Origin of the sequence: Streptomyces sp. (genome assembly GCF_035644915.1) — a bacterium.
Lineage (GTDB): Bacteria > Actinomycetota > Actinomycetes > Streptomycetales > Streptomycetaceae > Streptomyces.
The window spans coordinates 43,342-67,518 of the sequence record NZ_DASQNP010000100.1; the positions used below are offsets into that span (position 1 = coordinate 43,342).

At 73.6% G+C, this 24,177-nt stretch carries 23 protein-coding genes; 4 read left to right on the forward strand and 19 right to left on the reverse strand.

Annotation, left to right across the window (positions count from 1 at the left end):
• Window positions 1-13: 13 nt before the first annotated feature.
• The 5 genes from VE546_RS11790 to VE546_RS11810 form a co-directional block, all read right to left on the reverse strand.
• Complete coding sequence (locus VE546_RS11790) at window positions 14-955, reverse strand: ROK family glucokinase (protein ID WP_324921373.1); 942 nt, start codon at window positions 953-955, stop codon at window positions 14-16.
• Between the two features lie 128 nt (window positions 956-1,083).
• Window positions 1,084-1,668: a DUF5304 family protein gene (locus VE546_RS11795; RefSeq protein ID WP_324921375.1), complete on the reverse strand. Its 585-nt coding sequence runs from the start codon at window positions 1,666-1,668 to the stop codon at window positions 1,084-1,086.
• Between the two features lie 198 nt (window positions 1,669-1,866).
• On the reverse strand, window positions 1,867-3,111 hold the full coding sequence (locus VE546_RS11800; protein WP_324921423.1) for an ArsA family ATPase: 1,245 nt from the start codon (window positions 3,109-3,111) through the stop codon (window positions 1,867-1,869).
• Window positions 3,108-3,557 (reverse strand): SRPBCC family protein, encoded by a 450-nt coding sequence (locus VE546_RS11805; protein WP_324921377.1) that lies wholly within the window; start codon window positions 3,555-3,557, stop codon window positions 3,108-3,110. The genes VE546_RS11800 and VE546_RS11805 overlap by 4 nt, the downstream gene beginning before the upstream one ends.
• 98 nt (window positions 3,558-3,655) lie before the next feature.
• The gene (locus tag VE546_RS11810; RefSeq protein WP_324921379.1) at window positions 3,656-4,444 is read right to left on the reverse strand and encodes a metallophosphoesterase family protein; all 789 of its coding nucleotides are present in this window, start codon (window positions 4,442-4,444) and stop codon (window positions 3,656-3,658) included.
• A gap of 282 nt (window positions 4,445-4,726) precedes the next feature.
• On the opposite strand from VE546_RS11810, the gene VE546_RS11815 reads away from it, so the two are divergent.
• Entirely contained in the window at window positions 4,727-6,529 is a 1,803-nt protein-coding gene (locus VE546_RS11815; protein WP_324921381.1) for an AMP-dependent synthetase/ligase, read from the forward strand.
• A gap of 147 nt (window positions 6,530-6,676) precedes the next feature.
• Here VE546_RS11815 and VE546_RS11820 read toward each other — a convergent pair whose 3' ends face one another.
• Entirely contained in the window at window positions 6,677-7,834 is a 1,158-nt protein-coding gene (locus VE546_RS11820) for a glycosyltransferase family 4 protein (protein WP_324921383.1), read from the reverse strand.
• 59 nt (window positions 7,835-7,893) lie between these two features.
• Here VE546_RS11820 and VE546_RS11825 point away from each other — a divergent pair, with 59 nt between their 5' ends.
• Complete coding sequence (locus VE546_RS11825) at window positions 7,894-9,156, forward strand: glycosyltransferase 87 family protein (protein ID WP_324921385.1); 1,263 nt, start codon at window positions 7,894-7,896, stop codon at window positions 9,154-9,156.
• A 9-nt stretch (window positions 9,157-9,165) separates the two neighbouring features.
• Here the strand turns inward: VE546_RS11825 and VE546_RS11830 are convergent, their stop codons facing one another.
• From VE546_RS11830 to VE546_RS11850, 5 genes are all read right to left on the reverse strand, one after another.
• Window positions 9,166-10,443, reverse strand: a complete 1,278-nt coding sequence (locus VE546_RS11830; protein WP_324921387.1) for a hypothetical protein — start codon at window positions 10,441-10,443, stop codon at window positions 9,166-9,168.
• A 51-nt stretch (window positions 10,444-10,494) separates the two neighbouring features.
• Window positions 10,495-11,571, reverse strand: coding sequence for an NlpC/P60 family protein (locus VE546_RS11835; RefSeq protein ID WP_414720460.1), 1,077 nt, complete (start codon window positions 11,569-11,571; stop codon window positions 10,495-10,497).
• Window positions 11,572-11,842: 271 nt separating this feature from the next.
• Window positions 11,843-12,868: an NlpC/P60 family protein gene (locus VE546_RS11840; RefSeq protein ID WP_324921389.1), complete on the reverse strand. Its 1,026-nt coding sequence runs from the start codon at window positions 12,866-12,868 to the stop codon at window positions 11,843-11,845.
• Window positions 12,869-13,230: 362 nt separating this feature from the next.
• On the reverse strand, window positions 13,231-14,577 hold the full coding sequence (locus VE546_RS11845) for an NYN domain-containing protein (protein ID WP_324921391.1): 1,347 nt from the start codon (window positions 14,575-14,577) through the stop codon (window positions 13,231-13,233).
• 19 nt (window positions 14,578-14,596) lie between these two features.
• Window positions 14,597-14,836 carry a hypothetical protein gene (locus VE546_RS11850; RefSeq protein ID WP_324921393.1) on the reverse strand — a complete coding sequence of 80 codons (240 nt, stop codon included), beginning with the start codon at window positions 14,834-14,836 and terminating at the stop codon, window positions 14,597-14,599.
• Window positions 14,837-15,325: 489 nt separating this feature from the next.
• Between VE546_RS11850 and VE546_RS11855 the strand changes: the two genes are divergently transcribed.
• Window positions 15,326-15,607 (forward strand): Lrp/AsnC ligand binding domain-containing protein, encoded by a 282-nt coding sequence (locus VE546_RS11855; RefSeq protein ID WP_324921395.1) that lies wholly within the window; start codon window positions 15,326-15,328, stop codon window positions 15,605-15,607.
• An 89-nt stretch (window positions 15,608-15,696) separates the two neighbouring features.
• On the opposite strand, the gene trpD is transcribed toward VE546_RS11855, so the two are convergent.
• The 5 genes from trpD to VE546_RS11880 all read right to left on the reverse strand — a co-directional run bounded on the left by trpD (window position 15,697) and on the right by VE546_RS11880 (window position 21,187).
• Entirely contained in the window at window positions 15,697-16,761 is a 1,065-nt protein-coding gene (gene trpD / locus VE546_RS11860; RefSeq protein WP_324921397.1) for an anthranilate phosphoribosyltransferase, read from the reverse strand.
• Between the two features lie 216 nt (window positions 16,762-16,977).
• Window positions 16,978-18,618 (reverse strand): cytochrome bc complex cytochrome b subunit, encoded by a 1,641-nt coding sequence (locus tag VE546_RS11865; RefSeq protein WP_324921399.1) that lies wholly within the window; start codon window positions 18,616-18,618, stop codon window positions 16,978-16,980.
• Window positions 18,615-19,679 (reverse strand): ubiquinol-cytochrome c reductase iron-sulfur subunit, encoded by a 1,065-nt coding sequence (locus VE546_RS11870; protein WP_324921401.1) that lies wholly within the window; start codon window positions 19,677-19,679, stop codon window positions 18,615-18,617. Before VE546_RS11870 ends, VE546_RS11865 begins: the two co-directional genes overlap by 4 nt.
• Entirely contained in the window at window positions 19,676-20,485 is an 810-nt protein-coding gene (locus VE546_RS11875) for a c-type cytochrome (protein ID WP_324921403.1), read from the reverse strand. Before VE546_RS11875 ends, VE546_RS11870 begins: the two co-directional genes overlap by 4 nt.
• Window positions 20,486-20,575: 90 nt before the next feature.
• Window positions 20,576-21,187, reverse strand: a complete 612-nt coding sequence (locus tag VE546_RS11880) for a heme-copper oxidase subunit III (RefSeq protein ID WP_324921405.1) — start codon at window positions 21,185-21,187, stop codon at window positions 20,576-20,578.
• A 214-nt stretch (window positions 21,188-21,401) separates the two neighbouring features.
• Here VE546_RS11880 and VE546_RS11885 point away from each other — a divergent pair, with 214 nt between their 5' ends.
• A complete protein-coding gene (locus tag VE546_RS11885) occupies window positions 21,402-21,806 on the forward strand; it encodes a hypothetical protein (RefSeq protein WP_324921407.1) in 405 nt (134 codons plus the stop codon).
• Window positions 21,807-21,893: 87 nt separating this feature from the next.
• On the opposite strand, the gene VE546_RS11890 is transcribed toward VE546_RS11885, so the two are convergent.
• The 3 genes from VE546_RS11890 to VE546_RS11900 all read right to left on the reverse strand — a co-directional run.
• The gene (locus VE546_RS11890; protein ID WP_324921409.1) at window positions 21,894-23,099 is read right to left on the reverse strand and encodes a L,D-transpeptidase; all 1,206 of its coding nucleotides are present in this window, start codon (window positions 23,097-23,099) and stop codon (window positions 21,894-21,896) included.
• Between the two features lie 103 nt (window positions 23,100-23,202).
• On the reverse strand, window positions 23,203-23,601 hold the full coding sequence (locus tag VE546_RS11895) for a cytochrome c oxidase subunit 4 (RefSeq protein WP_324921411.1): 399 nt from the start codon (window positions 23,599-23,601) through the stop codon (window positions 23,203-23,205).
• A partial coding sequence (locus VE546_RS11900; protein WP_324921413.1) for a cytochrome c oxidase subunit I occupies window positions 23,598-24,177 on the reverse strand: 580 nt, incomplete at its 5' end. The genes VE546_RS11900 and VE546_RS11895, both read right to left, overlap by 4 nt.

The following is a 24,177-nucleotide window of genomic DNA, read 5'->3' on the forward strand; positions in this document are numbered from 1 at the left end:
GCGCCCCGCGCCCTCAGCCCTGGCGGGCCAGGTCGGCCGCGCCCACCAGACCGGCCCGGCCGCCGAGCTGGGCGGCGAGCACCTGGGCGTGCGGGCGCCAGCGGCTGCCCACCAGCCAGCGGCGGTAGGACTTGCGGATCGGCTCCAGGACGAGGTCGCCCTCGTCCGAGACGCCGCCGCCGACGATGAACGCGGACGGGTCGAAGAGGGAGGCCAGGTCGGCCAGGCCCGCGCCCGCCCAGCGGGCCAGCTCGCGGAAGGAGTCGACGGCGACCGGGCAGCCCTGCCGGGCCGCCTGGCTGACGTGCCGCCCCTCGATCCCCTCGGGGGTGCCGTCGCCCAGGGAGAGCAGGACCGCGGCGTTCTCCGGGGTGGCGACGGCGCGCTGGCGGGCGTAGCGGACCAGGGCGCGGCCCGAGGCGTACTGCTCCCAGCAGCCCTGGTTGCCGCAGCCGCACAGCAGGCCGTCGGGGACGACCCGGATGTGGCCGAACTCCGCCGCGACGCCGAAGCGTCCGCGGTGCAGCTTGCCGCCGATGATGATGCCGCCGCCCAGGCCGGTGCCCAGGGTGATGCACACGACGTCGTCGTGGCCCTGGCCCGCGCCGAAGCGGTACTCGCCCCAGGCCGCGGCGTTGGCGTCGTTCTCGACGACGACCGGGAGGTCGACGCGCTGCTCGACCTTGTCCTTGAGCGCCTCGTTCCGCCAGTCGATGTTGGGGGCGAAGAGGACGGTGGCGCGCTTGTCGTCGACGTAGCCGGCGGCCCCGATGCCGACCGCCTCGATCCGGTGCCCGGTGCTGACGGTGCGCACCGCGTCCGCTATGGCGTCGATGACGCCGTCGGCGGTCTGCGGGGTCGGCACCTTGCTGATCTCGAGGATCGTGCCCTCTTCATCGACCACGCCGGCCGCGATCTTCGTACCGCCGATGTCGACGCCGATGGTGAGTCCCATGTGTCCCTCAGTTACTTGGTCGATCCCCGCTGTGCACAACCGTACCGGAGGGCGGGGGTCGAAACGGACCCGGATCGGGCCCGGACCGGGCCGGAACGAGGCCGGCGCGGGCCGAACCGGGCGAGGCCTCAGTCGAGATCGATCCTCTCGGAACCCGTGGAGCCGCCCCCTTCACCGTTCTCGTCCCGGTTCTTCCGGCCCGTTCCGCCGCCGTCCGTCCCGTTCGCCGCCTTCTCCCCGGGCTCACCGGGTTCCCCGGGCCGCCCGTCCGGGCTCCTCTTCTCCCGGTCTTCCTCCCGGGGCTCCTCCCGGTGTTCCCCCCGGGGCTCCTCCCGGTCCGCTCCGCCCCTCGTCCAGCGCCGCTCCTGGCCCTCGACCGCGGCGCGGTAGGCGGCCAGCAACTCGCCGCCCGCGGCGGCCAGATGCTCGAAGACCCGCGGGTTCCGTTCGACGACGGGCTCCACCACCGCCCTGGCCTGGGCGGCGATCTGCTGGAACACCTCCCGGGCGTCCGGTCCGGCCAGGGGCGCGCCGAGTTCGGAGAGCTTCCCGGCGACCGCGTCGGCCAGGCGGCGCAACTCCTCGGCGGCGCTGCCGGGCGGGGTGCCGTACCGCTCGCGGCGGCGCTCCCGCTCGGCGGCGAGGTCCTCCTCGCACGCGGTGGCCCAGGCGTCGGGGTCGACGTCTGCGGGACGCTCGGTCGCATCGCTCATGGCGGGCTCCTGGAACGGTGACTGCGGCGGGAACCACGGCGGCTGCCGCGGCGACGGCGGCGGACCGCCGCGGACCGTGGTCGTCCGTGGCGGACGGGCTCTTTCCCCCGACGTTACCCGAACGTTCCCCCGCCGTTGAGCGCCTTCGGGGGTGCGGGACCGGCGCGGGCGCCCGGTGCGGACGCCCCGGTCCGCGGCTCAGTCCCGCTCGGGCCACATCCCCGGCTCGGGCACGAAGCGCACGGACAACTCGCCGCCGGCCAGCCGGGCACCGGCCACCGCGCAGCGGCGCAGCGCGGCGGGCAGCGGCAGGACGCGCCGGAACGGCCCGGTGGTGACGACCACCTCGTCCCCGCGCCGCACCAGCGTCAGGGACTCGCGGGTGGCCCCGGGCAGGGGCAGCCGCCACAGGAGCACGCCGTCGGCGGCCAGCCGGTCCTCCACCGTCCACGGCTCGCGGGCCGGTCCGCCCGCGCCCGCGTCGGCCGGTACGGGGGCGACCCGCTCGGCCAGTTCGGCGAGGTCGTCCACACCACCCGGACTCCGGCCCAGGTGCGGCAGTTCGCACACGGTCACGGCATCGGCCGGGCACTCCTCCAGGAGGGCCTTGAGCGCCTCCTGCTGCCGGGACGCCAGGTCCGCCAGCCAGGGGTCGGGCGAGCCGGCGGGCAGCAACCGGTTGGCGACCACGGCGTCCAGGGCCAGGCCGTGCAGCGCGAGTCCGGCGCGGGCGGCGCGCAGCGCGCGGACGGCCGCCGGCCCGGGCTCGGTGACCAGCCGCACGGTCGTCCCCGGCGCCTCGATCAGCGCCTGTACGGCGGCGAGGTCGCGGTCGAGGCGGCCGGCGGCCTCGTACAGCGACCGCGCGGGCATCGGCACCCCGGCGAGCTGGGCCAGGACCGGCCGCAGCGCGCGGGCCGCCTGCCGCTCGGGCGGCAGCAACCGCCGCAGCCAGCGCCGCGCCTGCTCGGGCAGCGCCAGGGTGCGCACCGCCTGCTCGACCGGCGGCATGTCCACCACCAGCAGGTCGTGCCCCGACGCGGCGCCGGCGGCGTGCGCGGCGCGCACCGCGCCCAGCAGGGCGAAGGCGTCCGCGCCGGGCGGTTCGGCCAGTTCGTCGTCGTCCAGCGGTTCGGCGCCCAGCAGGTCCAGGGCGGAGCGGGCGCGTTCCTGGAGGGAGACGGCCCGGGCCCGGAAGGCGGCCCCGGAGTCGATCCGGGCGATCCGCAGGCCGGGGGCCACCTCGCGTCCGCCGTCCGGGACGGTCCCGACGCCGGCGTCAACGCCGAACAGCTCCGCCAGCAGGCCGGGGTCCTCGGCGCTGAGCAGCAGCGTCCGCCGTCCGCGGCGGGCCGCCGCCAGCGCGGTGGCGGCGGCGACGGTGGTGCGGCCGGTGCCACCGCCGCCGGTGACCAGGACCGTGCGCGTGCGGGGAGTGCTCAGGACCGGCCACCGCTCTCGACGCGCTTCTTCAGCCCGGCCAGGGCGCGGTCGATGATGACCTTCTCCGCCTTGCGCTTGATCATGCCGAGCATGGGGATCTTCACGTCCACGGTGAGCTGGTAGGTCACCTCGGTGCGGCTGCCGCCGTCGAGGGGCGCCAGGCTGTACACCCCGTCCAGGGTGCGCAGCATCTGCGACTTCACCAGCGACCAGCGGACCTCGTGGGGGCCGGCCCAGTCGTAGGCGAGGGTGTGCTCGTCCCGGATGGCCCCCGCGTCGAGCAGCAGCCGGACCCGCTCGGCGCGGCCCTGGTCGTCGGTGGAGAGCACCTCGGCCTCCTTGACCTCACCGGTCCACTCCGGGTAGCGGGCGAAGTCGGCGATCACCTCCATCACCTCGGCCGGTGCCGCCTCGACGATGATGCTCGACCTGGTGTGTTCGGCCATCCCTGTGGCTCCTCCGCTTGCTGCGCTCGGCCCGTGATCACTGCCGTCTGCGGTGGAAGGCTACCGCGCGCGGCGGACCGGCCCGTCGCCCCGTCCGGTCACCACTCCAGCACCCAGGGCCTGCCGGTGGCGGCGAAGTGGCCGACGTTGACGCACTCGGTCGGGCCGATCCGCGTCCGCCTCACCAGGGGCTGGTGCACGTGCCCGAAGAGGGCGTACCGCGGGCGGACCCGGTGGATCGCCTCCAGCAGCGCCTCGCTGCCGCGCTCGAAGCGGCGGGCGACGGTGTCGTAGCACAGCTCGGGCACCAGGGGCGGGATGTGCGAGCACAGCACGTCGACCTCGCCGAGCGCGGCGACCTTGGCGGCGTAGGCCTCGTCGTCGATCTCGTACGGGGTGCGCATCGGCGTGCGCAGCCCGCCGCCGACGAAGCCGAAGCGCAGGCCCCCGATGTCGGCCGTCCGCCCGTCCAGGACGGTGGTGCCCTCCGCCGCGTACTCGGGCCACAGCCGGGGCACGTCGACGTTGCCGTACGTGGCGTACGTCGGGGTGGGGAAGGCCGCGAACAGTTCGGCGTACTGGCGGCGCACGGCCTCCTCCAGGGCGGCCCGGCGGCCGGTGCTCCCCCGGTCCCCGTCACGGGCGGTCCCGTCCCACAGCCGGGCCGACAGCTCGCGGGCCTCGTCGAAGCGGCGGGCGGTGCGCAGCTCGACGTACCGGGCGGTGTTCTCGGCCCCGAACAGCTCGGGGAAGATCCCGCGGGTGTGGTCGGCGTAGTCGATGAACAGCACCAGGTCGCCCAGGCAGACCAGCGCGTCCGCGCCGTCGCCGGCCCTGGCCAGGTCCCGGCTGTTGCCGTGCACGTCGCTCACCACGTGGACTCGCATGACGCCACCCTAGGCCCGTTCCCCGGCCCGCGGGAGCCCTCGCGCACCCCGCGGACCTGCGGTTACCGCACGGCCGTCCGGCGTGTGGACTACGCTGCCACCCGTAACAGTCCTGTGGTGTGTGACGCACCGAACATCTCGGCGCCACCCCCTACCCCGAATCCCGTACCGGTGGGTAACGTCCGTGGCCGTCCACCTCAAGATCCACCGACGTCTTGGGTCAGAGCCGGCGGAGGCCGTTCCCCAGCGGTTCCGTGACGGCGCCGACGAGGAGCATCAGTCTTGCGCGAGTTCAGCCTTCCGGCCCTGTACGAGGTCCCCGCGGACGGAAACCTGACCGACCTCATCCGCCGCAATGCCGTACAGCATCCGGACGTTCCCGTCATCGCCCGCAAGGACCCCGCCGGCGGCGGTCGCTGGCAGGACCTGACCGCCAGGGAGTTCCTGGAGGAGGTGCGGGCGACGGCCAAGGGCCTGATCGCCGCCGGGATCCGGCCCGGCGACCGGATCGCCCTGATGTCGCGCACCCGCTACGAGTGGACGCTGCTGGACTTCGCGATCTGGAGCGCCGGCGCGGTGACCGTGCCGATCTACGAGACCAGCTCGCCGGAGCAGATCGAGTGGATCCTCGGCGACTCCGGGGCGGTCGGCTGCGTCGTGGAGACCGGCGCCCACGCCGCCGCGGTGGAGTCCGTACGCGGCCGGGTGCCGGGCCTGGCGCACCTGTGGACCATCGAGGACGGCGCGGTGCAGAAGCTGGCCGACTCCGGCGCGCAGGTCCCGGACGCGACCCTGGAGGAGTACGGCTCCGCCGCGAACGCCGACTCCCCGGCCACCATCGTCTACACCTCCGGCACCACCGGCCGTCCCAAGGGCTGCGTGCTGTCCCACCGCGCGTTCTTCGCGGACTGCGGCAACGTGGTGGAGCGGCTGAGGCCGCTGTTCACCCCGGGCGAGGGGTCGGTGCTGCTCTTCCTGCCGATCGCCCACGTCTTCGGCCGCATGGTGCAGGTGGCGGCCGTCATGGCGCCGATCCGGCTCGGCCTGAGCCCCGACGTCAAGCACCTCACCGACGACCTGGCCGGCTTCCGTCCGACCCTGATCCTGGGCGTGCCGCGGGTCTTCGAGAAGGTCTACAACGCGGCGCGGGCCAAGGCCCGGTCCGAGGGCAAGGGGAAGGTCTTCGACCGGGCCGCGGAGACCGCGATCGCCTACAGCCGCGCGCTGGACGCCCCGTCAGGTCCCTCGCTGGGGCTGCGGCTGCGGCACTGGCTGTTCGACAAGCTGGTCTACGGCAAGCTGCGCGCGGTGCTCGGCGGCCGGGCCACCCACGCCATCTCCGGCGGCGCCCCGCTGGGCGAGCGGCTGGGGCACTTCTACCGCGGCATCGGCTTCACCGTGCTGGAGGGCTACGGCCTCACCGAGTCCTGCGCGCCGACCGCGTTCAACCCGTGGGACCGGCCGAAGATCGGTACGGTCGGGCAGCCGCTGCCGGGCTCGACGGTGCGGATCGCCGACGACGGCGAGGTGCTGCTGCGCGGGGAGCACCTGTTCAGCGGCTACTGGAACAACGAGGCGGCCACCGCCGAGGCGATGCGGGACGGCTGGTTCCACACCGGTGACATCGGCACCCTCGACGAGGACGGCTACCTCACCATCACCGGGCGCAAGAAGGAGATCCTGGTGACGGCGGGCGGCAAGAACGTCGCCCCGGCCGTCATCGAGGACCGCATCCGGGCCCACGCCCTGGTCGCCGAGTGCATGGTGGTGGGCGACGGCCGTCCGTTCGTCGCCGCGCTGATCACCCTGGACGAGGAGTTCCTGCCCCGCTGGGCCGCCGAGCACGGCAAGTCCGGCCTGTCGAAGGAGGAGCTGCTCGCCGACCCCGACCTGCTGGCCGCCGTCCAGCAGGCGGTGGACGACGGCAACGCGGCGGTCTCGCGGGCGGAGTCGGTCCGCAAGTTCCGCCTGCTGCCGACCCAGTTCACCGAGGAGTCGGGCCACCTGACGCCCTCGCTCAAGCTCAAGCGCGGCGTGGTCGCCAAGGACTTCGCGCGCGAGATCGAGGCGCTGTACGCCTCCTAGCGCGTCCGCGGCGCCCCACGCCGCCCCGTGCCGCCCCGGCCCCGCCGCGTCTTCTGCGGCGGGGCTCCGCCAACTCCCGTGGGCGGGGCGGCGGTTCCGTCCCGCCCACGGCCGCCACAGCCGCCACGGCCCCGGTCCGGGGCGCGGCTACAGCAGGTCCTTCAGGCGCTCGGCGAGCAGGTCCCAGCGCCAGCGCTCCTCGACCCACTGCCGGCCGCGCTCGCCCATCCGGCGGCGCAGCTCGGGGTCCTTCAGCAGGGTGACGATCCGGTCGGCCGTCTCCCGGGCCGCCTCGTCACCGGGGGCACCGGCCCGCACCACCCAGCCGGTCTCCCCGTCCAGCACCGCGTCGGGCGCACCGCCGGAGTCGCCCGCGACGACCGGCAGCCCGGTCGCCGACGCCTCCAGGTAGACGATCCCGAGCCCCTCGACGTCCAGTCCGCCCCGGCGGGTGCGGCAGGGCATGGCGAAGACGTCGCCCGCGCCGTAGTGGGCGGGCAGTTCCTCCCAGGGCACCGCCCCGGTGAAGCGGACCGCGCCGGCCACGCCGGTCTCCGCCGCCAGGCGCCGCAGCTCCTTCCCGTACGGGCCGCCGCCGACGATCAGCAGCACCGCGTCGGGCACCTCGGCCAGGACGCGCGGCATGGCGCGGACGAGGGTGTCCTGGCCCTTGCGCGGCACCAGCCGCGAGACGCACACCACCACCGGCCGGCCTTCGAGCCCGAGCCGGGCGCGCACGGCGTCGCCGCCGGAGCCGGGGTGGAAGGTCTTCTCGTCGACGCCGGGCGGCAGGTGGACCATCCGCGCCGCCGCCTCGGGGGTGAGCGCGGCGGCGATCCGGGAGCGGGTGTACTCCCCGAGGTAGGTGAGGGTGTCGGTGCCCTCTCCGATCCGCCGCAGCAGCCGCCGGGCGGCGGGCAGTTGGGCCCAGCCCGCCTCGTGGCCGTGGGTGGTGGCCACCAGCCGCTTCGCGCCCGCGCGGCGCAGCGCGGGGGCCATCAGGCCGAGCGGGGCGGCGGCCCCGAACCACACCGACGTGCAGCCGTGTTCGCGCAGCAGCTCCACGGCCCGGCGCGTCACGCGCGGGGTGGGCAGCAGCATGGTGGTGGCGTCGCGCACGACGGTGAAGGGCTGTTCGGCGTCGAAGCGGGCGGTGGCCTCGGCGCCCTCCCGGCCGCGCTTCCAGGTCGAGGCGTAGACGACGACCCGTTCGGGGTCCAGCCGCAGCGCCATGCTGTGCAGGAACGCCTGGATGCCGCCCGGGCGGGGCGGGAAGTCGTTGGTGACGATCAGGGTCTTGTGCATCGCCGCCGACAGTACCCGCTGCTCCTCCGGCGCCGGGGGGCACCCGGTACGGTCGGTCCATGCGCATTGCCGTCGCGGCCTGGGCCGCCACCCGGACCGTGGTGCTCCTGTGCGTGTTCAAGGTGATCACGGTGCCGGGGCCGGACGTCACCAGCGACGTCTCGGTGATCTACCGGGGCTGGTACGAGGTGCTGCGCACGGGCGTCTTCCCGCCGGACGACGTCACCTGGCAGTACCCGCCCGCCGCCGCGCTGGCGATCCTCTCCCCCGCGCTGCTGCCCTTCCTGGAGTACCCGGCGGCCTTCTACGTGCTGGCCTGCGCGGCCGACGCGGCGGCGTTCGCGCTGCTGCTGCGCGCCTCCCGGCGGGCCTCCCGGGGCGCGGAGCGGCACCGGTACGCGGGTGCGTGGGTGTGGGTGGCCGGGGTGCCGCTGCTGGGCCCGACCGCGTACGCCCGCTACGACCTGATGGTCACCGCCGTCGCGGTCGCCGCCCTGCTGGTCCTGGCCCGCCGGCCGCGGGCGGCCGGGGCGCTGGCCGCCCTCGGGGCGCTGCTGAAGGTGTGGCCCGCGCTGCTGCTCGTGGGCACCCCCCGCGGGCGCGTCACCCGCGCCGTGTGGGGCACCGCCGTGGTGACGGCCCTGGTGCTGACCGCCGCGTTCGCCGCCGCCATGCCCGGCGCGCTGGACTTCCTCACCCACCAGCGCGACCGCGGCACCGAGGTGGAGTCGCTGGGGGCGCTGGTCTTCCACGTGGCCCGGCACTTCGGCTGGGAGGGCCAGGTGCTGCTGAACTACGGGTCGGTGGAGTTCCTGGGCCCGTACGTGGACGCGGTGAGCACCGCGGCGCTGGCGTGCACCGCCGCCGCCTTCGGCTGGCTGCTGTGGTGGCGGCTGCGCGCGGTGGAGTGGACGGCGGGCACGGCGGCGGACGCCGCGTTCGCCGCCGTGCTGCTGTTCACCGTCACCAGCCGGGTGATCAGCCCGCAGTACCTGATCTGGCTGGTGGGGTTGGCGGCGGTGAGCGTGACGCTGCGCACCGGGCGCCAGGGGCTGCCCGCGCTGTTGGTGGTGGCGGCGACCGGGGTGACGCTGCTGGAGTTCCCGCTCAACTTCGGGAGCGTGGTGGCGAGCGACGCCCTGGGCATCACGCTGCTGGTGGTGCGCAACGGGCTGCTGGTGGCCGCCGCGGCCCTGTCCTGCGCCCGGCTGTGGCGCACCACGGTGACCGGGCCGCGGCGGCGCGCGGCGGCCGGTGCGGACGGGGACGGGGACCGGGCGGCCGCGTCCCGGGAGCCGGAGGACGGGCTGCTCACCCGGTGACCGGCCCGGCTACCCGCCGTCCCCCAACTCCGCGCGGACGTAGGCGCGCCAGCGCTCGGTGAGTTCGTCCAGGCCGATGCCGAGCACCTCGCGGACCGCGGCGTCCCCGGTGCCGCCCGCCGTGCCGTCCGCCCCGTTGCGGCCCGCCGCCAGGTACAGCTCGACCAGCTTCTCCCGGCCCCACCGCTCCGCCACCATCCGGCAGACCAGCCAGCCGCTCTCGTAGGCCCGGGCGAGCCGGTCGCCGTCCCCGGCGAAGTCGAAGTCCTCGTCCGTCGGCAACCGCCGGGGCACCTCGTCCTGCCGCACGGCGGCGGCGAGCCGGGGCGCGACCCGGGCCGGGTCCCGCCCGGTGCCCCGGTAGCCGACCCAGTCGGCGAAGCCCTCCGAGAGCCACATCGGGACGGCCTCGGTGGTGTACGGGCGGGTGGCGACGTGGGTCGTCTCATGGGTCATCACGATCCGCCGCCCCTGCGGACCGAGCAGCCCGTACGCCTGGGGGTTGACCACGATCCGCTCGGCCGGCGCGGCGCCCCGGCCGCCCACCTCGCCGGTGGTGACGGCGGCGACGCCCTGGTAGGAGGCGGGGGGACCGCCCAGGAGCTCGGCCATCCGCCGCAGGGAGGAGGGGGCCTGGACCAGCACCCGCCGGGGCCAGGGGCGCGGCCAGACGGCGGTGACCTCGGGCACCGCGCGGTCGGCGTCGGCCGCCAGGGCGCGCAGGACGGCCTCCTCGCGGCCGGTGCCGAGCACCAGGCTCCGCTCGCCGCGGACGACGGTCATCTCGCCCTGCTCCCAGAGCTGCCGGGTGCTCCGGCGGCCCCCGGCCGCGCCGTCGCTGTCGGAGGAGACGTACCAGCGGCCCCGCCGTTCGGTGAGGGTCAGGTACTCCACGTCCCGCACCGGCACGGTGTCGTAGCCCCGGACGCGGTAGCGCAGCTCGGCCCGCACGGCGACCCGGCGCGGCCCCTGACGCGTGCCGCGCGGGAGGGGGAAGGCGGCGTCACCGGTGGCGGTGACGTGGTAGGACCACTGCGCGAACGGCAGCCGGGTGAGGTTGCGGAACACCGTGCGCTGTGCGTCGCGGTAGCGGGCCGCGCGGGGGTCGACGGTCGCCAGGTAGGCCGCGCGGTCGCCGTCGCGGACGGCCTCGGCCTGCCGGTCCAGCACCGCCTGGAAGGGCGCGCGACCGGCGTCCCGGTCGGTTCCCGGGCCGGTGCAGGCGACCGGGCACGCCAGCAGTCCGGCCGCCAACGCCGCCACCGCGCCCCGCCACCGCCGTCTCACACCGCCGATCGTACGGGCCGGGACGCGGGGCACGGGGGAGGACGGGCGGCATCAGGGGCGGACGACGGCGGCGACGGGCAGCATCCCGACCGGGTCGTAGCGCACCCGCGCCCCGGGGTGCGGGGCGTGCACGACCTGCCCGCCGCCGACGTACATCCCGACGTGGCTGGCGTCGGACCGGTAGACCACCAGGTCGCCCGGGCGCGCCCGGTCCAGCGGTACGTGCCGCCCGGCGTGGAGCTGCCCCTGGGAGGTGCGGGGCAGGGCGACGCCGGCCCGGCCGTACGCCCAGGCGGTCAGCCCCGAGCAGTCGAAGGCGTACGGCCCGGACTGGCCCCAGGCGTAGGGCGAGCCGACCGCCCGCCGTGCGGCGGCCACCGCCGCGGCCGCCCGCGGCGAGGAGGCCGGGCCCGCGTCCGCCGTGGCCCCGGGGGCGCGGCCGGCGTCGCGCGCGGCGCGTTCACGGGCGGCGCGCTGTTCGGCCGGGAGCCGGTTGAGCAGCCGCTGGGCGGCGCCGAGCTTGCGCTGTACGGAGGCCCGGTGGCGGCTCAGGGCCTCGCGCTGGCGCCCCAGTTCGGCGAGTTTCCCGCGGGCCTCGGTGCGCCGCTGCTCCAGCGCCCGCGCGGCGCGCTGGAGCACCCGGATCCTGGCGGCCTGGCGGCTGTGGATCCGCTCCAGGACGGCCGCCCTGGCGAGGTAGTCCTCGGGGTCGTCGGACAGCAGCAGCGCCAGGACGGGGGCCGTCCCCCCGGAGCGGTACTGCGCGTTCGCCAGGGCGCCCAGGGTCCCGCGCAGCCGGTTGACCCTGGCCTGGTCGCGCGCGGCGCCGTCCTGGGCCCGCTCGACCTGCCCGCGGAGGTCCTCCACGCGTTCGGCGACGGCGTTGTACCGCTCGGTGGCCCGCTCCGCCTCGGTGTAGAGCCGGTCCACGCGCGCGCTCACCGCGGCCGGGTCGCTCCCGCCGCCGGGATCGGCGCCCGCCGGCACCGCTGTCAGGGCCGCCGCCGCGCCCGCGGCGGCGGACAGCGCGGTGACCCGGGCGCTCAGCCCGAAGACGCCGGGGTACGGGGCGCGTTGCCGGTCGGCACGTCGATGAGAGCCGTGTCGGGGGGACCGGTGCGAGACCACGATGGGGCCGCTCTCCCTTCCGCTGAGGAGTCCTCCGCGCCGTCCCCGCGCCCGGGTGGGGCGGGCGGTGTGCGGGCACGGCGACCGCCGACAGTAGCGGCGCGGACGCCTCCGGCCCGCGGACCGTTCCGCCGGACGGGCCGTGCCGTCCCGTCCGGTGCGCAGGTCACGGACGGCGGGAAGGAAAAACCCTCCCCCTCCCGGGTTCACCCGGAGGGGGGAGGGAGGAAGGCGCGGGAAACGGCCGGCGAGGGCCGTGGGACGGCGCCGGTCAGACGCGCACGCCGAACATGAACGGCATGTTGTTGATCGACTCGTAGCGCACGTTGGCGCCCGGCTTGGGGGCGTGCAGGACCTGCCCGTTGCCCGCGTAGAGGCCGACGTGGTGCAGGTCGCTGTAGAAGATGACCAGGTCGCCCGGGGCGAGTTCGCTCTGGGAGAGGCGGGTCCCGGCGTTGGCCTGCGCCTGCGAGGTGCGCGGCAGGGAGACGCCGGCCTGGCTGTACGCCCAGGAGGTCAGCCCGGAGCAGTCGAAGGAGTTCGGGCCGGTGGCGCCCCAGACGTAGGGCGAACCGACCTTCGTGGCGGCCGCGTTGAGGGCGGCGGCGGCCCGCGAGCTGGCGGAGGGCGAGCTGCCCAGGTCCACCCGCTCCGCGGAGGCGCGGTTGGCGCGCTCCTCCTCCTCGGCCAGCTCCTGGCGCTCCTGCGCGGTCAGGGTGTTCAGCAGCCGCTGGGCCTCGGCGAGCTTGCCCTGGATCTTCTTCTTCTTCTCGCCGAGTTCCTTGCGGGTGTCCTCCAGGTCCTTCAGCTTGTCGGACGCCTCCTCGCGCTGCTGCGCGAGGGCCCGCTGCTTGGACTGGATCTTCCGCAGGGCCTCGGTCTGCTTGCTGCTGAGCTGGTCGAGCGCGGAGGCCTTGGCCAGGTAGCTGTCGGGGTCGGAGGAGAGGAAGAGCTGCAGGGACGGGTCCATGCCGCCCGTGCGGTACTGGGCGGTGGCCATGGTGCCCAGGGTGTCGCGCAGCTTGTTCAACTCGTCCTGGCCGCGGGCGACGCTGTCCTGGAGGTTGCTGACCTGCTTCTGCAGCTTCTCCTGCTTCTCCTTGGCGCCGTTGTACTTCTCCGTGGCGTGCTCGGCCTCTTCGTAGAGCTTGTCGACTTTGGCCTTGACCTCCTCCTTGGAGGGCTTCGGCTCGGCCTGCGCCGCCTGCGAGGTCAGCGCGACCGCCGCTGCTGCGGTCGCGGTGAGCACGGTCACCCGGGTGCGGTTCGGCTGCTTGGGTCGACGGTGGGACGCCACTGGGGCGAGCTCCTTCTTCCTCAGCCGCCTGCCGGGAGTCGGCCGGAGCCACTCCCCGGCTCCGCGATGAGCGCCGCGGAATCGGCGGTACCTCCGCTGCCACCCCGGTTGGGTGATCAACCGCGCGGAGGTTCGGGCCAGACACTAGCCATGCGCCGTGATCGCTTCAAATCCTCATAGGAAAAATCTCGCTCAACGGCCACATCCTTTACCATCACCCCACGGGCAGCGACCGGTGTCTGACGCTGTGTGCTGTTTCCGCGGGACATTCCGGGCCTCGGCGCGATGCGTCCACACTCCCTCAGCGTCCCCCGGCGCTCCGGGAGTTCGGGCCCGGGGACAGCGCGCCCCGGGCACTGCGCTCAGGTACGGCCGAGCCGGCGCAGCAGCAGGGTCGACGCCACCGGCCGGGCCCCGGCCGCGGCCACCCCGTCGGCCACCTCGCGGTCCGCGGAGACGACGACCACCGGCCGTCCCGGCGGCTCGGCGCGCACCAGCCGCCGGATCAGCTCGTCGGCGGTCTGCCCCGGCTTGCTGAACAGCACCCGCACCCCCCGCGGCGGGGCCAGCAGCACCGGGGCCGCCAGGTCCGCCCCGTCGAAGACGCAGGTCACCTCGGCGCCCGTCTGGGCCGCCAGGCCCGCCAGTCCGCCCAGCAGCCGCAGCCGCTGCTTGTCCAGGGGCATCGACGGATAGCCGGTCTTGGTGACGTTGTAGCCGTCCACCACCAGGTGCGCCTGGGGCAGCGCCAGCAACTGGTCGAGCAGCGCGGGGTCGTCCTCGGACAGGGCGCGCCGCGCGATGTCCTTGGGGGTCATCCGGCCCGGCTCGACCGCGTCCACGGTCTCCGCCGGGCGCGTCGTGACGGGCGGCAGGGCGAGTTCGCGCCGCAGCCCCTGGGCCGCGTCCAGCACCGTGTCCAGCAGCAGCCGCAGCCGCATGTCCTCCACGCTGCGTCCCTCGCGCGCCGCCCGGCGGCTCGCCTCCAGGGCCGACTCCGCCTCGGCCAGCCGCGTCCGCAGGCGGCGCGCCTCGCCCTCGGCGACCGCCTTCTCCGCCGCCGCGGCGGCCCGTACGGCCTCCAGCTCGGCCCGCAGCTTGCGCACCGCCGCCTCACCGCGCTTGACGTCGCTCTGCGCGCTGCGCAGCTTGCGCTGCAGGACGTCGGCCTCCTTGCGGGCCGCCTCCAGCTCCGCGCGGAGCTGCTCGGTGTCGCTGCGCGCCCCCGCCCGGACCCGGGCCAGCTCCTCCCGGAGCCGGGCCAGCTCCCGTTCGGCCTCTTCCCCCGCCCGCTCGGCCTGTGCCCGCTGGGCCTCCTCGCCCGCGGCGGCGACGAGCTTGACCCAGCCCTCCGGGCGCAGCACGTAGGCGACCGCCGCCACGTCCACCGGGTCCGCGGCGGCGGGGAGCGTGCCGCTCTGCACCGCCCCGGCCAGCTCCGGCAGCGCCTCGCGCAGCCGCTCGGCGATCCGCTGCCGGAAGACGGCGTCGCTCTCCAGCGAGGCGGCCATGGCGTTGCCCGCGAACTTGACCCGCCGCTGCGGGGTGAAACGGGCGTACTGCCGCAGGGGGACGGGGAGTTCGGCGACAGTGAGCCCGCCGAGCGCGTCCCCCGTCAGCGCCACCACCCGGTGACGCACCTTCTCGGGCAGCGGGCGGTCGAGCGTCTCCTCCCCCGGTCCGCGCTCACCGCCCGTCCGTTCCACCACGGTTCACACCCGCCCGTCGTCACACCTGCGCGCTGGGACGGTCCACCAGCTCGACCTGGTCCACCGCGTTGCACCAGCGACAGCGCACCGACTCGATCGTCTCACTGAGCACCTCGCGCTCCTCGACCCGCGGCTCACCGGCCAGATCCAGGTGCACGTACTCCACCACCCTGCTGGAACGCGTCACGTCGAAGCGGGTGAGGTTGCCGCACATGGTGCAGCGCCACCGCGTTCCTTCACTCGGTCGGGGAACCGGCATCGTGTCGTCCTCTCCTCGGTGTCTCCCTGCGCCGCCGGCGCCCTCGGCGTCACCGGCGTCCCTGCTGTCCCGCTGTGCTGCCGTCCTTCGCGCCTTCGACTCCTCCGCCTCCCGGTTCCTCCGGCCGCCGGAGGTCCCGGGTGCCCCGGATGGCCCGTTCGTCCCACGCGCCGCGTGCCGCCGGACACCCGACCGGGGGTATCTCCGCAACCCTACGGCCTGGCGACCACCGGGTGCGCCGTGGCGTGCGACCCGTATCCGAGCCGACACCATCGCCCGTCCGGAACGGACCGCTTCCCGCCGTCCGCGGCGGTACGCCCCACGGCGGCGTCCGCCGCGCGGGGCCCTCACCAGGGGCGGGCTACAGTGAGCAGGCCGGCCCCGGCGGCCACGGGAGACGACCAGGGGAATTCCGGAGGAACCCCGGCCTCCCGGGGGCGCCGCCGACGGCGGTCCCGCCGCAGGCCCTCCCCCGACGAAGGGAAAACCGTGATCACCTCGATCGTGCTCATCAAGACCAGCACCGACCGCATCCCCGAGATCGCCGAGCAGATCGCCGCGCTGGACGGGGTGAGCGAGGTCTACTCGGTGACCGGCGCACACGATCTGATCGCCATGGTGCGGGTGGCCCGGCACGACGATCTCGCGGAGATCATCCCGGGCCGCATCAGCAAGATCCCCGGCGTGGAGTCCACCGAGACCCACATCGCCTTCCGGACCTACTCCCAGCACGACCTGGAGGCCGCCTTCGCCATCGGGCTCGACTCCTGACCCCGGCGGCCGGGCGGCCGGGCCGGGCGGCGGACCGGTGCGTGACGGCCCCGCGGGGCTCGCGGGGCCCCGGGACCCGTCTCAGGCTCTCAGGCGTTGCTGGCGGCCACCCAGCGCTCCAGGACCGCCTTGGCCGCGCCCGAGTCGATGGCCTCCGCCGCCCGCCGCATGCCCGCCGCGATCTGCTCGGTCAGCGGCGCGTCGGACGGCTCCAGGGCGGCCAGCGCGGCGGCGGAGTTCAGCAGTACGGCGTCCCGCACGGGGCCGCCCTCGCCGTCCAGCAGCCGCCGCGCCACGTCCGCGTTGTGGGCGGCGTCGGCGCCGCGCAGCGCCTCCAGCGGGACCAGCTCGACGCCCACGTCCCGCGGGTCGAAGACCTCCGTGCGGACCTTGCCGTCCCGGACCACCCACACCGTCGAGGTGCTCGTCACGGTCAGCTCGTCCAGGCCGTCGTCGCCGCGGAAGACCAGCGCGGAGACCCCCCGCTCGGCGAGCACGCCCGCCACGATCGGCGCCATCCGGGCGTCGGCGACCCCGGTGGCCTGGGCCCCCACCCGGGCCGGGTTGGTCAGCGGTCCGAGGAAGTTGAAGCTGGTCGGGATGCCCAGTTCCTTCCGGGCGGCGGCCACGTGGCGCAGGGCGGGGTGGAACTTCACCGCGAAGCAGAAGCTGATCCCGGCCTCGACCGCGACCTCCGCGACCCGCTCCGGGGTCAGCTCCAGGTTGACGCCCAGCTTCTCCAGCACGTCCGACGCCCCGCACGCGCTGGAGGAGGCCCGGTTGCCGTGCTTGACGACCCTGGCGCCGGTGCCGGCCACCACGATCGAGGACATCGTGGAGATGTTCACCGTCCTGGCGCGGTCGCCCCCGGTGCCGACGATGTCGACCGACGGCCCCGGCACCTCGATCACCCTGGCGTGCTCGTACATCGCGCGGACCAGTCCGAGGACCTCCTCCACCGTCTCGCCCTTGGCGCGCAGCGCCACCGCGAACCCGGCGATCTGGGCGTCGGTCGCCTCGCCGCGCATGATGCGGTCCATGGCCCAGGCGGTGCTGTCGGCGGTCAGGTCCTCACCGGCCAGCAGCGCGCTCAGCACGTCCGGCCAGGTGCGGGCCGCCACGGTGTCGCCTCCGACGGGGGTAGCAGCGCTCATGGGGATCACTCCTGGCGTGGTCGGGTACAGGGGCCTGACCGGCGCGGCGGGGCCCCACGCCAGCCTAATGGCGCGATGGGGCCGCCACGGCCGTTGCCCGCACTCCGGACACGGCCGGGAGCACGCCTCCTCCCGCACACCGCGGGGCCCCGGCTCCTCCCGAAGGAGGGACCGGGGCCCCGGGTGTGGCGATCTTCGATCTTCGGATGTGCCTGCTCAGTGACCGTGGCCGTGGCCGCTGGTGAGCTCCTTGTACTCCTCCGCCGTCGGCTTCGGAATCTGGTTGCCCTCGCCGTAGTAGCCGTGGCTGAGCTTGGCGCGGAGCTTCTGCATCCGGCCGATCTTGCGCCGCACGCCGTTCCCGTCCACCTCCGGGCCGAGCTCCAGCGGCTTGTACTGCTCGTGCGCGGTGAGGGTGTAGAGCTGCTCCTGGGTGAGCGGCTCGTGCACCTCGACGAACTCACCGTGCGGGAGCCGCTTGATGATGCCGCTCTCCCGGCCGTGCAGCACCTTCTCCCGGTCGCGCCGCTGCAGACCCAGGCAGATCCGCTTGGTGACGATGAAGGTGAGCACCGGCACCACGAAGAACCCGATGCGCACCGCCCAGGTGATGGCGTTGATCGACAGGTGGAAGTGGGTGGCCCACAGGTCGTTGCCGCCGCCGACCAGCAGCACGAAGTACAGGCTGATCCAGGCCGCGCCGAACGCGGTGCGCGTCGGGGCGTTGCGCGGGCGGTCCAGGATGTGGTGCTCGCGCTTGTCCCCGGTGACCCAGGCCTCGATGAACGGGTACACCGCGATCGCCGCCAGCACCAGCGGGAAGATCAGCAGCGGGATGAACACGCCCAGGGCGAGGGTGTAGCCGCCCGGCAGCACGATCTCCCAGCCCGGCATGGCGCGGATCAGGCCCTCGGAGAAGCCCATGTACCAGTCGGGCTGCGCGTTGGTGGACACCTGGTCCGGCCGGTACGGGCCCAGCACCCAGATCGGGTTGATGGTGAACGTCGCGGCGATGACCGCGATGATGCCGAAGACCAGGAAGAAGAAGCCTCCGGCCTTGGCCAGGTAGACCGGCAGGAACGGCATGCCGACGACGTTCTTCTCGGTCCGGCCGGGCCCGGCGAACTGGGTGTGCTTGTGGTAGACGATCAGGATCAGGTGCGCCACCACCAGCCCCAGCATGATGCCGGGCAGCAGCAGGACGTGCGCCACGAAGAACCGCGGGATGATCTCCGTCCCCGGGAACTCGCCGCCGTACAGGAACATGGCCAGGTAGGTGCCGACCACCGGGACGGAGAGGATCGCGCCCTCCATGAACCGCAGGCCGGTGCCCGACAGCAGGTCGTCCGGCAGGGAGTAGCCGGTGAAGCCGGTGAACATGCCCAGCACCAGCAGCAGGAAGCCGAACAGCCAGTTGATCTCGCGCGGCTTGCGGAACGCGCCGGTGAAGAAGACGCGCATCATGTGCACGAACATCGCGACCAGGAACACCAGCGCGGCCCAGTGGTGGATCTGCCGCATGAGCAGACCGCCGCGGACGTCGAAGCTGATGTCCAGGGTCGAGGCGTACGCCTCCGACATGTGCACGCCCTGCATCGGCACGTAGGCGCCGTGGTACTCCACCTCGGCCATGCTCGGGTGGAAGAACAGCGTCAGGTAGACGCCGGTCAGGATGACGATGATGAAGCTGTAGAGCGCAACCTCGCCGAGCATGAAGGACCAGTGGTCCGGAAAGATCTTGCGCATGTTGGCCTTGGCCAGGCTGTAGATGCCCAGCCGGCCGTCGGCCCAGTCCGCGACCCGCTCGCCGGCGGGCGCCTTGCCCCGGCGCTTCGAGGCGTCGCTTGCAGTACTCATCCGCGCTCCCAGAAGCTCGGGCCGACGGGCTCCGCGAAGTCGCCCTGCGCTTCGAGGAAACCGTCCTTGTTGACACTGATCCGCAGCTGCGGCAGGGGGTGACCGGCCGGGCCGAAGATCACACGCGCTCCGTCAGCCAGGTCGAACGTCGACTGGTGGCACGGGCACAGCACGTGGTGCGTCTGCTGTTCGTAAAGGGTAACCGGGCAGCCGACGTGGGTGCAGATCCTGGAGAAGGCGACGATGCCCTCGTGGGACCAGTCCAGCTCCCTCTTGTCCTTGATGTCCTTCGGCTCCAGGCGGACCAGCATCACGGCCGCCTTGGCGATCTCCTTCTGGAAGTCGTGGGAACCCTCCTCCAGGCCCTCGGGCTGGACGAAGGTCAGGGAGCCGACGGTGATGTCCTCGGGACGCAGCGGCTCGCCGGTGTTCTGGTTGACGAGCAGCTTGCCCTTCTTCCAGGCGGTGTGGCGCAGCTTGTCCTCGGGCAGGGGGCCGAGGTCGCGCAGCAGCACCACGCCGGAGAGCGGCACCATGGCCAGCGCGCCGAACATGGTGTTGCGGATCAGCTTGCGCCGCCCGAGCTGCGACTCCTTGGCGCCCTGGGCGAAGTCCTCCAGGACCTTCTGCTTGGTCTCGGGCGAGGCCTCGACCGGGTGCCGCTCGTCGGCGAGCTCGTGGTCCGACATCAGCGTGCGGGCCCAGTGGACCGCGCCGGCGCCGATGCAGAACAGGGCGATGCCCAGGGTCATGCCGAGCGAGAAGTTCAGGGCGCTGATCCTGCCCAGCGGCCAGATGGTGACCAACTGGTCGACGGGGAAGATCACGTACGAGGCGATGAAGCCGATGGTGGCCAGCATCGACGTGGTGAACAGCAGGGCGACCGTGCGCTCGGAGCGCTTGGCGGCCCGCTCGTCGATGTCCTGGATGCGCGGCTCGTGGGGCGGCAGCCCCGGGTCGGCGAAGGGGTTCTCACCCCTGGCCGCCACCTCGCCGTTGGGGCGCTCGCCCGGCAGGTTCTCGCCGGGCACGTCTGCGTTGGATCCGGTGTGGCTACTCATGACTTCCTGGCCTTGGCGGTACGTGCAGCGACCCACACGGCGGCGCCGATCAGAAGAGCGAGGACGATGGTCCAGGCGAACAGACCCTCGGCCACCGGGCCGAAACCGCCCAGCTTGAAGCCGCCGGGGGTCGCGGTCTCCTTGCCGTTGACCTCCTGGAGGTACGCGATGATCTCCCGCTTCTTCTCCGGCGGCATGACGCTGTCGGGGAAGGAGGGCATGTTCTGCGGACCGTGGAGCATGGCCTCGTAGACGTACTTGGGGGCGACGTCCGTGAGCGGGGGGGCGTACTTGCCGTTGGTGAGGGCGCCGCCCTCACCGGTGAAGTTGTGGCACTGCGCGCAGTTGGTGCGGAACAGTTCGCCGCCCGCGGCCGTGTTGGCGCCCGCCGGGTCGTACTGCTCCTCGGTCGGGATGCTCGGACCGGGGCCCAGGGACGCGATGTAGGCCGCGAGCTGGTCGATCTGCGCCTGCGTGTAGACCGGCGGCTTCTCGGGCACCTGGGCGCCCGGCGACTGGGCCGGCATGCGGCCGGTGCCCACCTGGAAGTCCACGGCGGCCGCGCCGACACCCACCAGGCTGGGCCCGTCGGATGTGCCCTGGCCGCCGGTTCCGTGGCAACTGGCGCAGCCGGTGGCGTAGAGCTTCTTGCCCTCCTCGATGGCGAGGGACTGGGCCGAGGTGTCGGCCTTCGCCTCGTCTGCGGGAGCGAACGCGGCGTACAGCCCCCCGGTGGCCGCCAGCGCGAAGAGTAGGACGACGAGCGCCGCCAGCGGATGGCGCCGTCGTGCGGAGAGCTTTTTCACGGATTACCCCGGTGTCAGGATCTTCTGCGTCGATGCTTCTGGCTGTGTCTGTCCGCCGCGCGGGCCGGCGACGGGACCGGACCTACCGGATCACTTGATCAGGTAGATCGTGGCGAAGAGGCCGATCCAGACGACATCGACGAAGTGCCAGTAATAGGACACCACGATGGCCGCGGTGGCCTGGTGGTGGGTGAACCGCCTGGCCGCGTACGTCCGTCCCAGGACGAACAGGAAGGCGATCAGGCCGCCCGTCACGTGGAGGCCGTGGAAGCCGGTCGTCAGGTAGAACGCCGAGCCGTAGGGCCCCGAGGAGATCGAGATGCCCTCGTGCTCGACCAGCTCCGTGTACTCGAAGACCTGGCCTCCGATGAAGATCGCACCCATGACGAAGGTGACCACGAACCACAGGCGCAGTCTCTTCACGTCACCGCGCTCGGCGGCGAAGACGCCGAGCTGGCAGGTGAGGGAGGAGAGCACCAGGATCGTGGTGTTCGTGGCCGAGAACGGCAGGTTCAGGGAGTCCGCCTGCTCCTGCCAGTAATCGGGCCCCGTCACCGATCGCAGGGTGAAGTACATCGCGAAGAGGGCCGCGAAGAACATCAGCTCGGAACTCAGCCAGATGATGGTTCCGACACTGGTGAGGTTCGGCCGGTTGACCGACGGGGGCGCGTGCCCGGTGTCTACTGCTGTTGCTGTCGCCACGCCGACATTATGTCGGGCGCTTATCCGGCCCTCACCTCGGGGGGTGGTGTTCGGTGTGTCAAGCCCCCGTGTCCAGCTCAGACGGCCTCGCCGCGGCGCGTTCCGGAGCGCTGACGGGCGGGCACGGATCGGAGTAGCATCCGCCGACAACGGCTTGTCGATCCCATGGCCCCATGCCCCATGGACCCATGGACCCCGAGGACACGGAGGAACCATGCAGCCGACCGCCACGGTGCTGGTCTACAGCGACGACGCCAACACCCGGGAGCAGGTGCGGCTGGCCGCCGGGCGTCGGCCGGCCGCCGATGTCCCGCCCGTCGAGTACATCGAGTGCGCCACGCTCCCCGCGGTGCTCGACGCCCTGGAGGAGGGCGGCGTCGACGTCTGCGTGCTGGACGGCGAGGCGGTGCCCGCCGGAGGGATGGGGGTGTGCCGGCAGATCAAGGACGAGATCTTCGACTGCCCGCCCGTCCTGCTGCTGATCGGCCGCCCGCAGGACGCCTGGCTGGCCACCTGGAGCCGGGCCGAGGCGGCGGTCGCACACCCGGTCGACCCGGTGGCCCTCGCCGACTCCCTGGCCGGACTGCTGCGCCGCAGACTGGAGCGCACGGCCGCCTGAGCGGACGCGGACGGGCCGCCACGGGCATCGGATGCCCGTGGCGGCCCGTCCGCGTCCGCGGTCCGTCCGCGACCCCCGCGCGGCCGGTCAGTTCCGGAGGCCGTGGAGGGCGCTGCCCTCGCGCCACCGGTCCCAGGGGAGGTTCCAGTCGCCGAAGCCGTTGCCGAAGGCCGGCATCCTGGGACCGTCCCCGCCCACGTGGCGGACGATGTCGCCCAGCCGGACGGTCTCGAAGAACCAGCGGGCGTCCTCGGTGCTCATCCCCGTGCAGCCGTGGCTGACGTTGTCCCGGCCGTGCCAGGCGGCCGACCACGGCGCGGCGTGGACGAACTCGCCGCTCTCGGTGAGCTGCGCGGCCCACTCGACGGGCATGTCGTAGGACTCGGGACTGCCCTCGGGGATGCCGATGCTGGTGCCCGTCATCCGTACGTGGGCCTGCTTCCCGATGATCACCTTGACGCCCTCGCGGGTGCGGAACCCGGGTTTGCCGGTGGTGACCGGGACGGTCCTGAGCGTCTCGCCGTTCTTCCTGACGGTCATCTCCGTCCGGTCGATGTCCACGACGGCCTCGACGCGGTCGCCCGTGCGGATGCGCAGCGGTTCGGCCGCGCCGCCGCGCAGTCCGTCCCGGATCCACACGCCCTCCAGGGCGCTGCGCACCACGATGGTGGCGTGCGCGGGCCAGTACGTGCGCGGGCGGTAGTGCAGTGTCCTGTCGTCCACCCAGTGCCAGGAGCCCTCGGCGGCCTGAGGTGAGGAGGTGACCCGCAGCGCGCGCTCCACGATCGCGCGCTGCTTCCCCTCCCGGACCGCCCGGCTGAGCTCGGCCGTGATGGGCTGGCCGACGCCGTAGGTGCCGGGGGACGGGCCGAAGTCGACGCCGAGTTCCCTCCCGTCGCCCGGGCGCGTGCTGAAGGCGGCGGTGCGGCGGCCGGGAGCGCCGTCGTCCCGCTCGGTGCCGACCGCGACGGTGTAGCGCGTCGAGGCGGTCAGGGGGGTGGTGCTGCGCCAGCGGGCGCCGTCGGCGGAGAGCTCGCCGTCCAGTCGGCGGCCCGCCGCGTCGACCGCGCGGACGTCCGTGATCCGGTCGCCGTCGCGCGCGGTGATCTCCAGGGGTTCGTCCGGGTCCACGGCACGGCCGCCCTCCCCGACGTTCAGCGCGACGTGCGCGGTGGCGTCGTGGGGGGCCGCGTCCCAGGGGTGCTCGTTGCTGCCGCAGGCGGCGGGTCCCACCGCGAGCGGCACGAGTATCAGGAAGCAGATCAGTGCTGTCCTGCGTGATCCTCGGTCCATGCAGTCACCGTAGGAACGGTCTCCGGAACGGACGAGCCGGATACGTACGAACGGGTCATCTCCGGAGCGTGTCCGGAGATGACCCGTGCGTGGTGGGGAAGGGTTACTGGTTCTGGTTCTCCCCGTGGTAGTACTCGAACACCCAGCCGAACAGGCCGACGAGGATGACCGGCAGCGAGAAGTACAGCAGCCACCAGCCGATCGCCACGGACAGGAAGGCGATCGCGCTCCCGACGCCCAGGGCCAGCGGCTGCCAGCTGTGCGGGCTGAAGAAGCCCAGCTCACCGGCGTCGTCCGCGACGTCCGCGTCCTTGTTGTCCTGCGCCCCGGTGTCGACCCGGCGGGCCGTGAAGGCCAGGTAGTAACCGACCATGATCGACAGGCCGAACGACAGGAACAGTGCCGTGGTGCCGGCCGGCTCCTTCGACCACAGGCCGTAGATGATGGCCACGGCCAGGATGAAGACCGACAGCCAGAGGAACATGCGACCCTGGATCTTCACTTACCGGCCTCCTTGCCACCGGCGAGCACCTTGTCCTCGGAGCCGTGGTTCTCGAGCTGGTCGAGGGCCGAGATCTCCGGGTGGTGCAGGTCGAACGCCGGGGATTCGGAACGGATCCGCGGCAGGGAGAGGAAGTTGTGCCGCGGCGGCGGGCAGGAGGTCGCCCACTCCAGCGACCGGCCGTAGCCCCACGGGTCGTCGACCTCGATCTTCGGCGCGTACTTCGCCGTCTTCCAGACGTTGTAGAAGAACGGCAGGATCGACATGCCGAGCAGGAACGAGCTGATCGTCGAGAAGGTGTTCAGCGCGGTGTAGCCGTCGGCCGCCAGGTAGTCGGAGTACCGGCGCGGCATGCCCTCGGCACCCAGCCAGTGCTGGACCAGGAACGTGCCGTGGAAGCCGATGAACAGCGTCCAGAAGGTGATCTTCCCGAGGCGCTCGTCGAGCATCTTGCCGGTGAACTTCGGCCACCAGAAGTGGAAGCCGGCGAACATCGCGAAGACCACCGTGCCGAAGACCACGTAGTGGAAGTGCGCCACCACGAAGTACGAGTCCGAGACGTGGAAGTCCAGCGGC

Excerpts from the sequence above, each read along its gene's own strand:
- VE546_RS11790 (WP_324921373.1), bottom strand. The coding sequence starts at position 955 with ATGGGACTCACCATCGGCGTCGACATCGGCGGTACGAAGATCGCGGCC.
- VE546_RS11795 (WP_324921375.1), bottom strand. The coding sequence starts at position 1,668 with ATGAGCGATGCGACCGAGCGTCCCGCAGACGTCGACCCCGACGCCTGG.
- VE546_RS11805 (WP_324921377.1), bottom strand. The coding sequence starts at position 3,557 with ATGGCCGAACACACCAGGTCGAGCATCATCGTCGAGGCGGCACCGGCC.
- VE546_RS11810 (WP_324921379.1), bottom strand. The coding sequence starts at position 4,444 with ATGCGAGTCCACGTGGTGAGCGACGTGCACGGCAACAGCCGGGACCTG.
- VE546_RS11820 (WP_324921383.1), bottom strand. The coding sequence starts at position 7,834 with ATGCACAAGACCCTGATCGTCACCAACGACTTCCCGCCCCGCCCGGGC.
- VE546_RS11825 (WP_324921385.1), top strand. The coding sequence starts at position 7,894 with ATGCGCATTGCCGTCGCGGCCTGGGCCGCCACCCGGACCGTGGTGCTC.
- VE546_RS11850 (WP_324921393.1), bottom strand. The coding sequence starts at position 14,836 with ATGCCGGTTCCCCGACCGAGTGAAGGAACGCGGTGGCGCTGCACCATG.
- trpD (WP_324921397.1), bottom strand. The coding sequence starts at position 16,761 with ATGAGCGCTGCTACCCCCGTCGGAGGCGACACCGTGGCGGCCCGCACC.
- VE546_RS11865 (WP_324921399.1), bottom strand. The coding sequence starts at position 18,618 with ATGAGTACTGCAAGCGACGCCTCGAAGCGCCGGGGCAAGGCGCCCGCC.
- VE546_RS11870 (WP_324921401.1), bottom strand. The coding sequence starts at position 19,679 with ATGAGTAGCCACACCGGATCCAACGCAGACGTGCCCGGCGAGAACCTG.
- VE546_RS11885 (WP_324921407.1), top strand. The coding sequence starts at position 21,402 with ATGCAGCCGACCGCCACGGTGCTGGTCTACAGCGACGACGCCAACACC.
- VE546_RS11890 (WP_324921409.1), bottom strand. The coding sequence starts at position 23,099 with ATGGACCGAGGATCACGCAGGACAGCACTGATCTGCTTCCTGATACTC.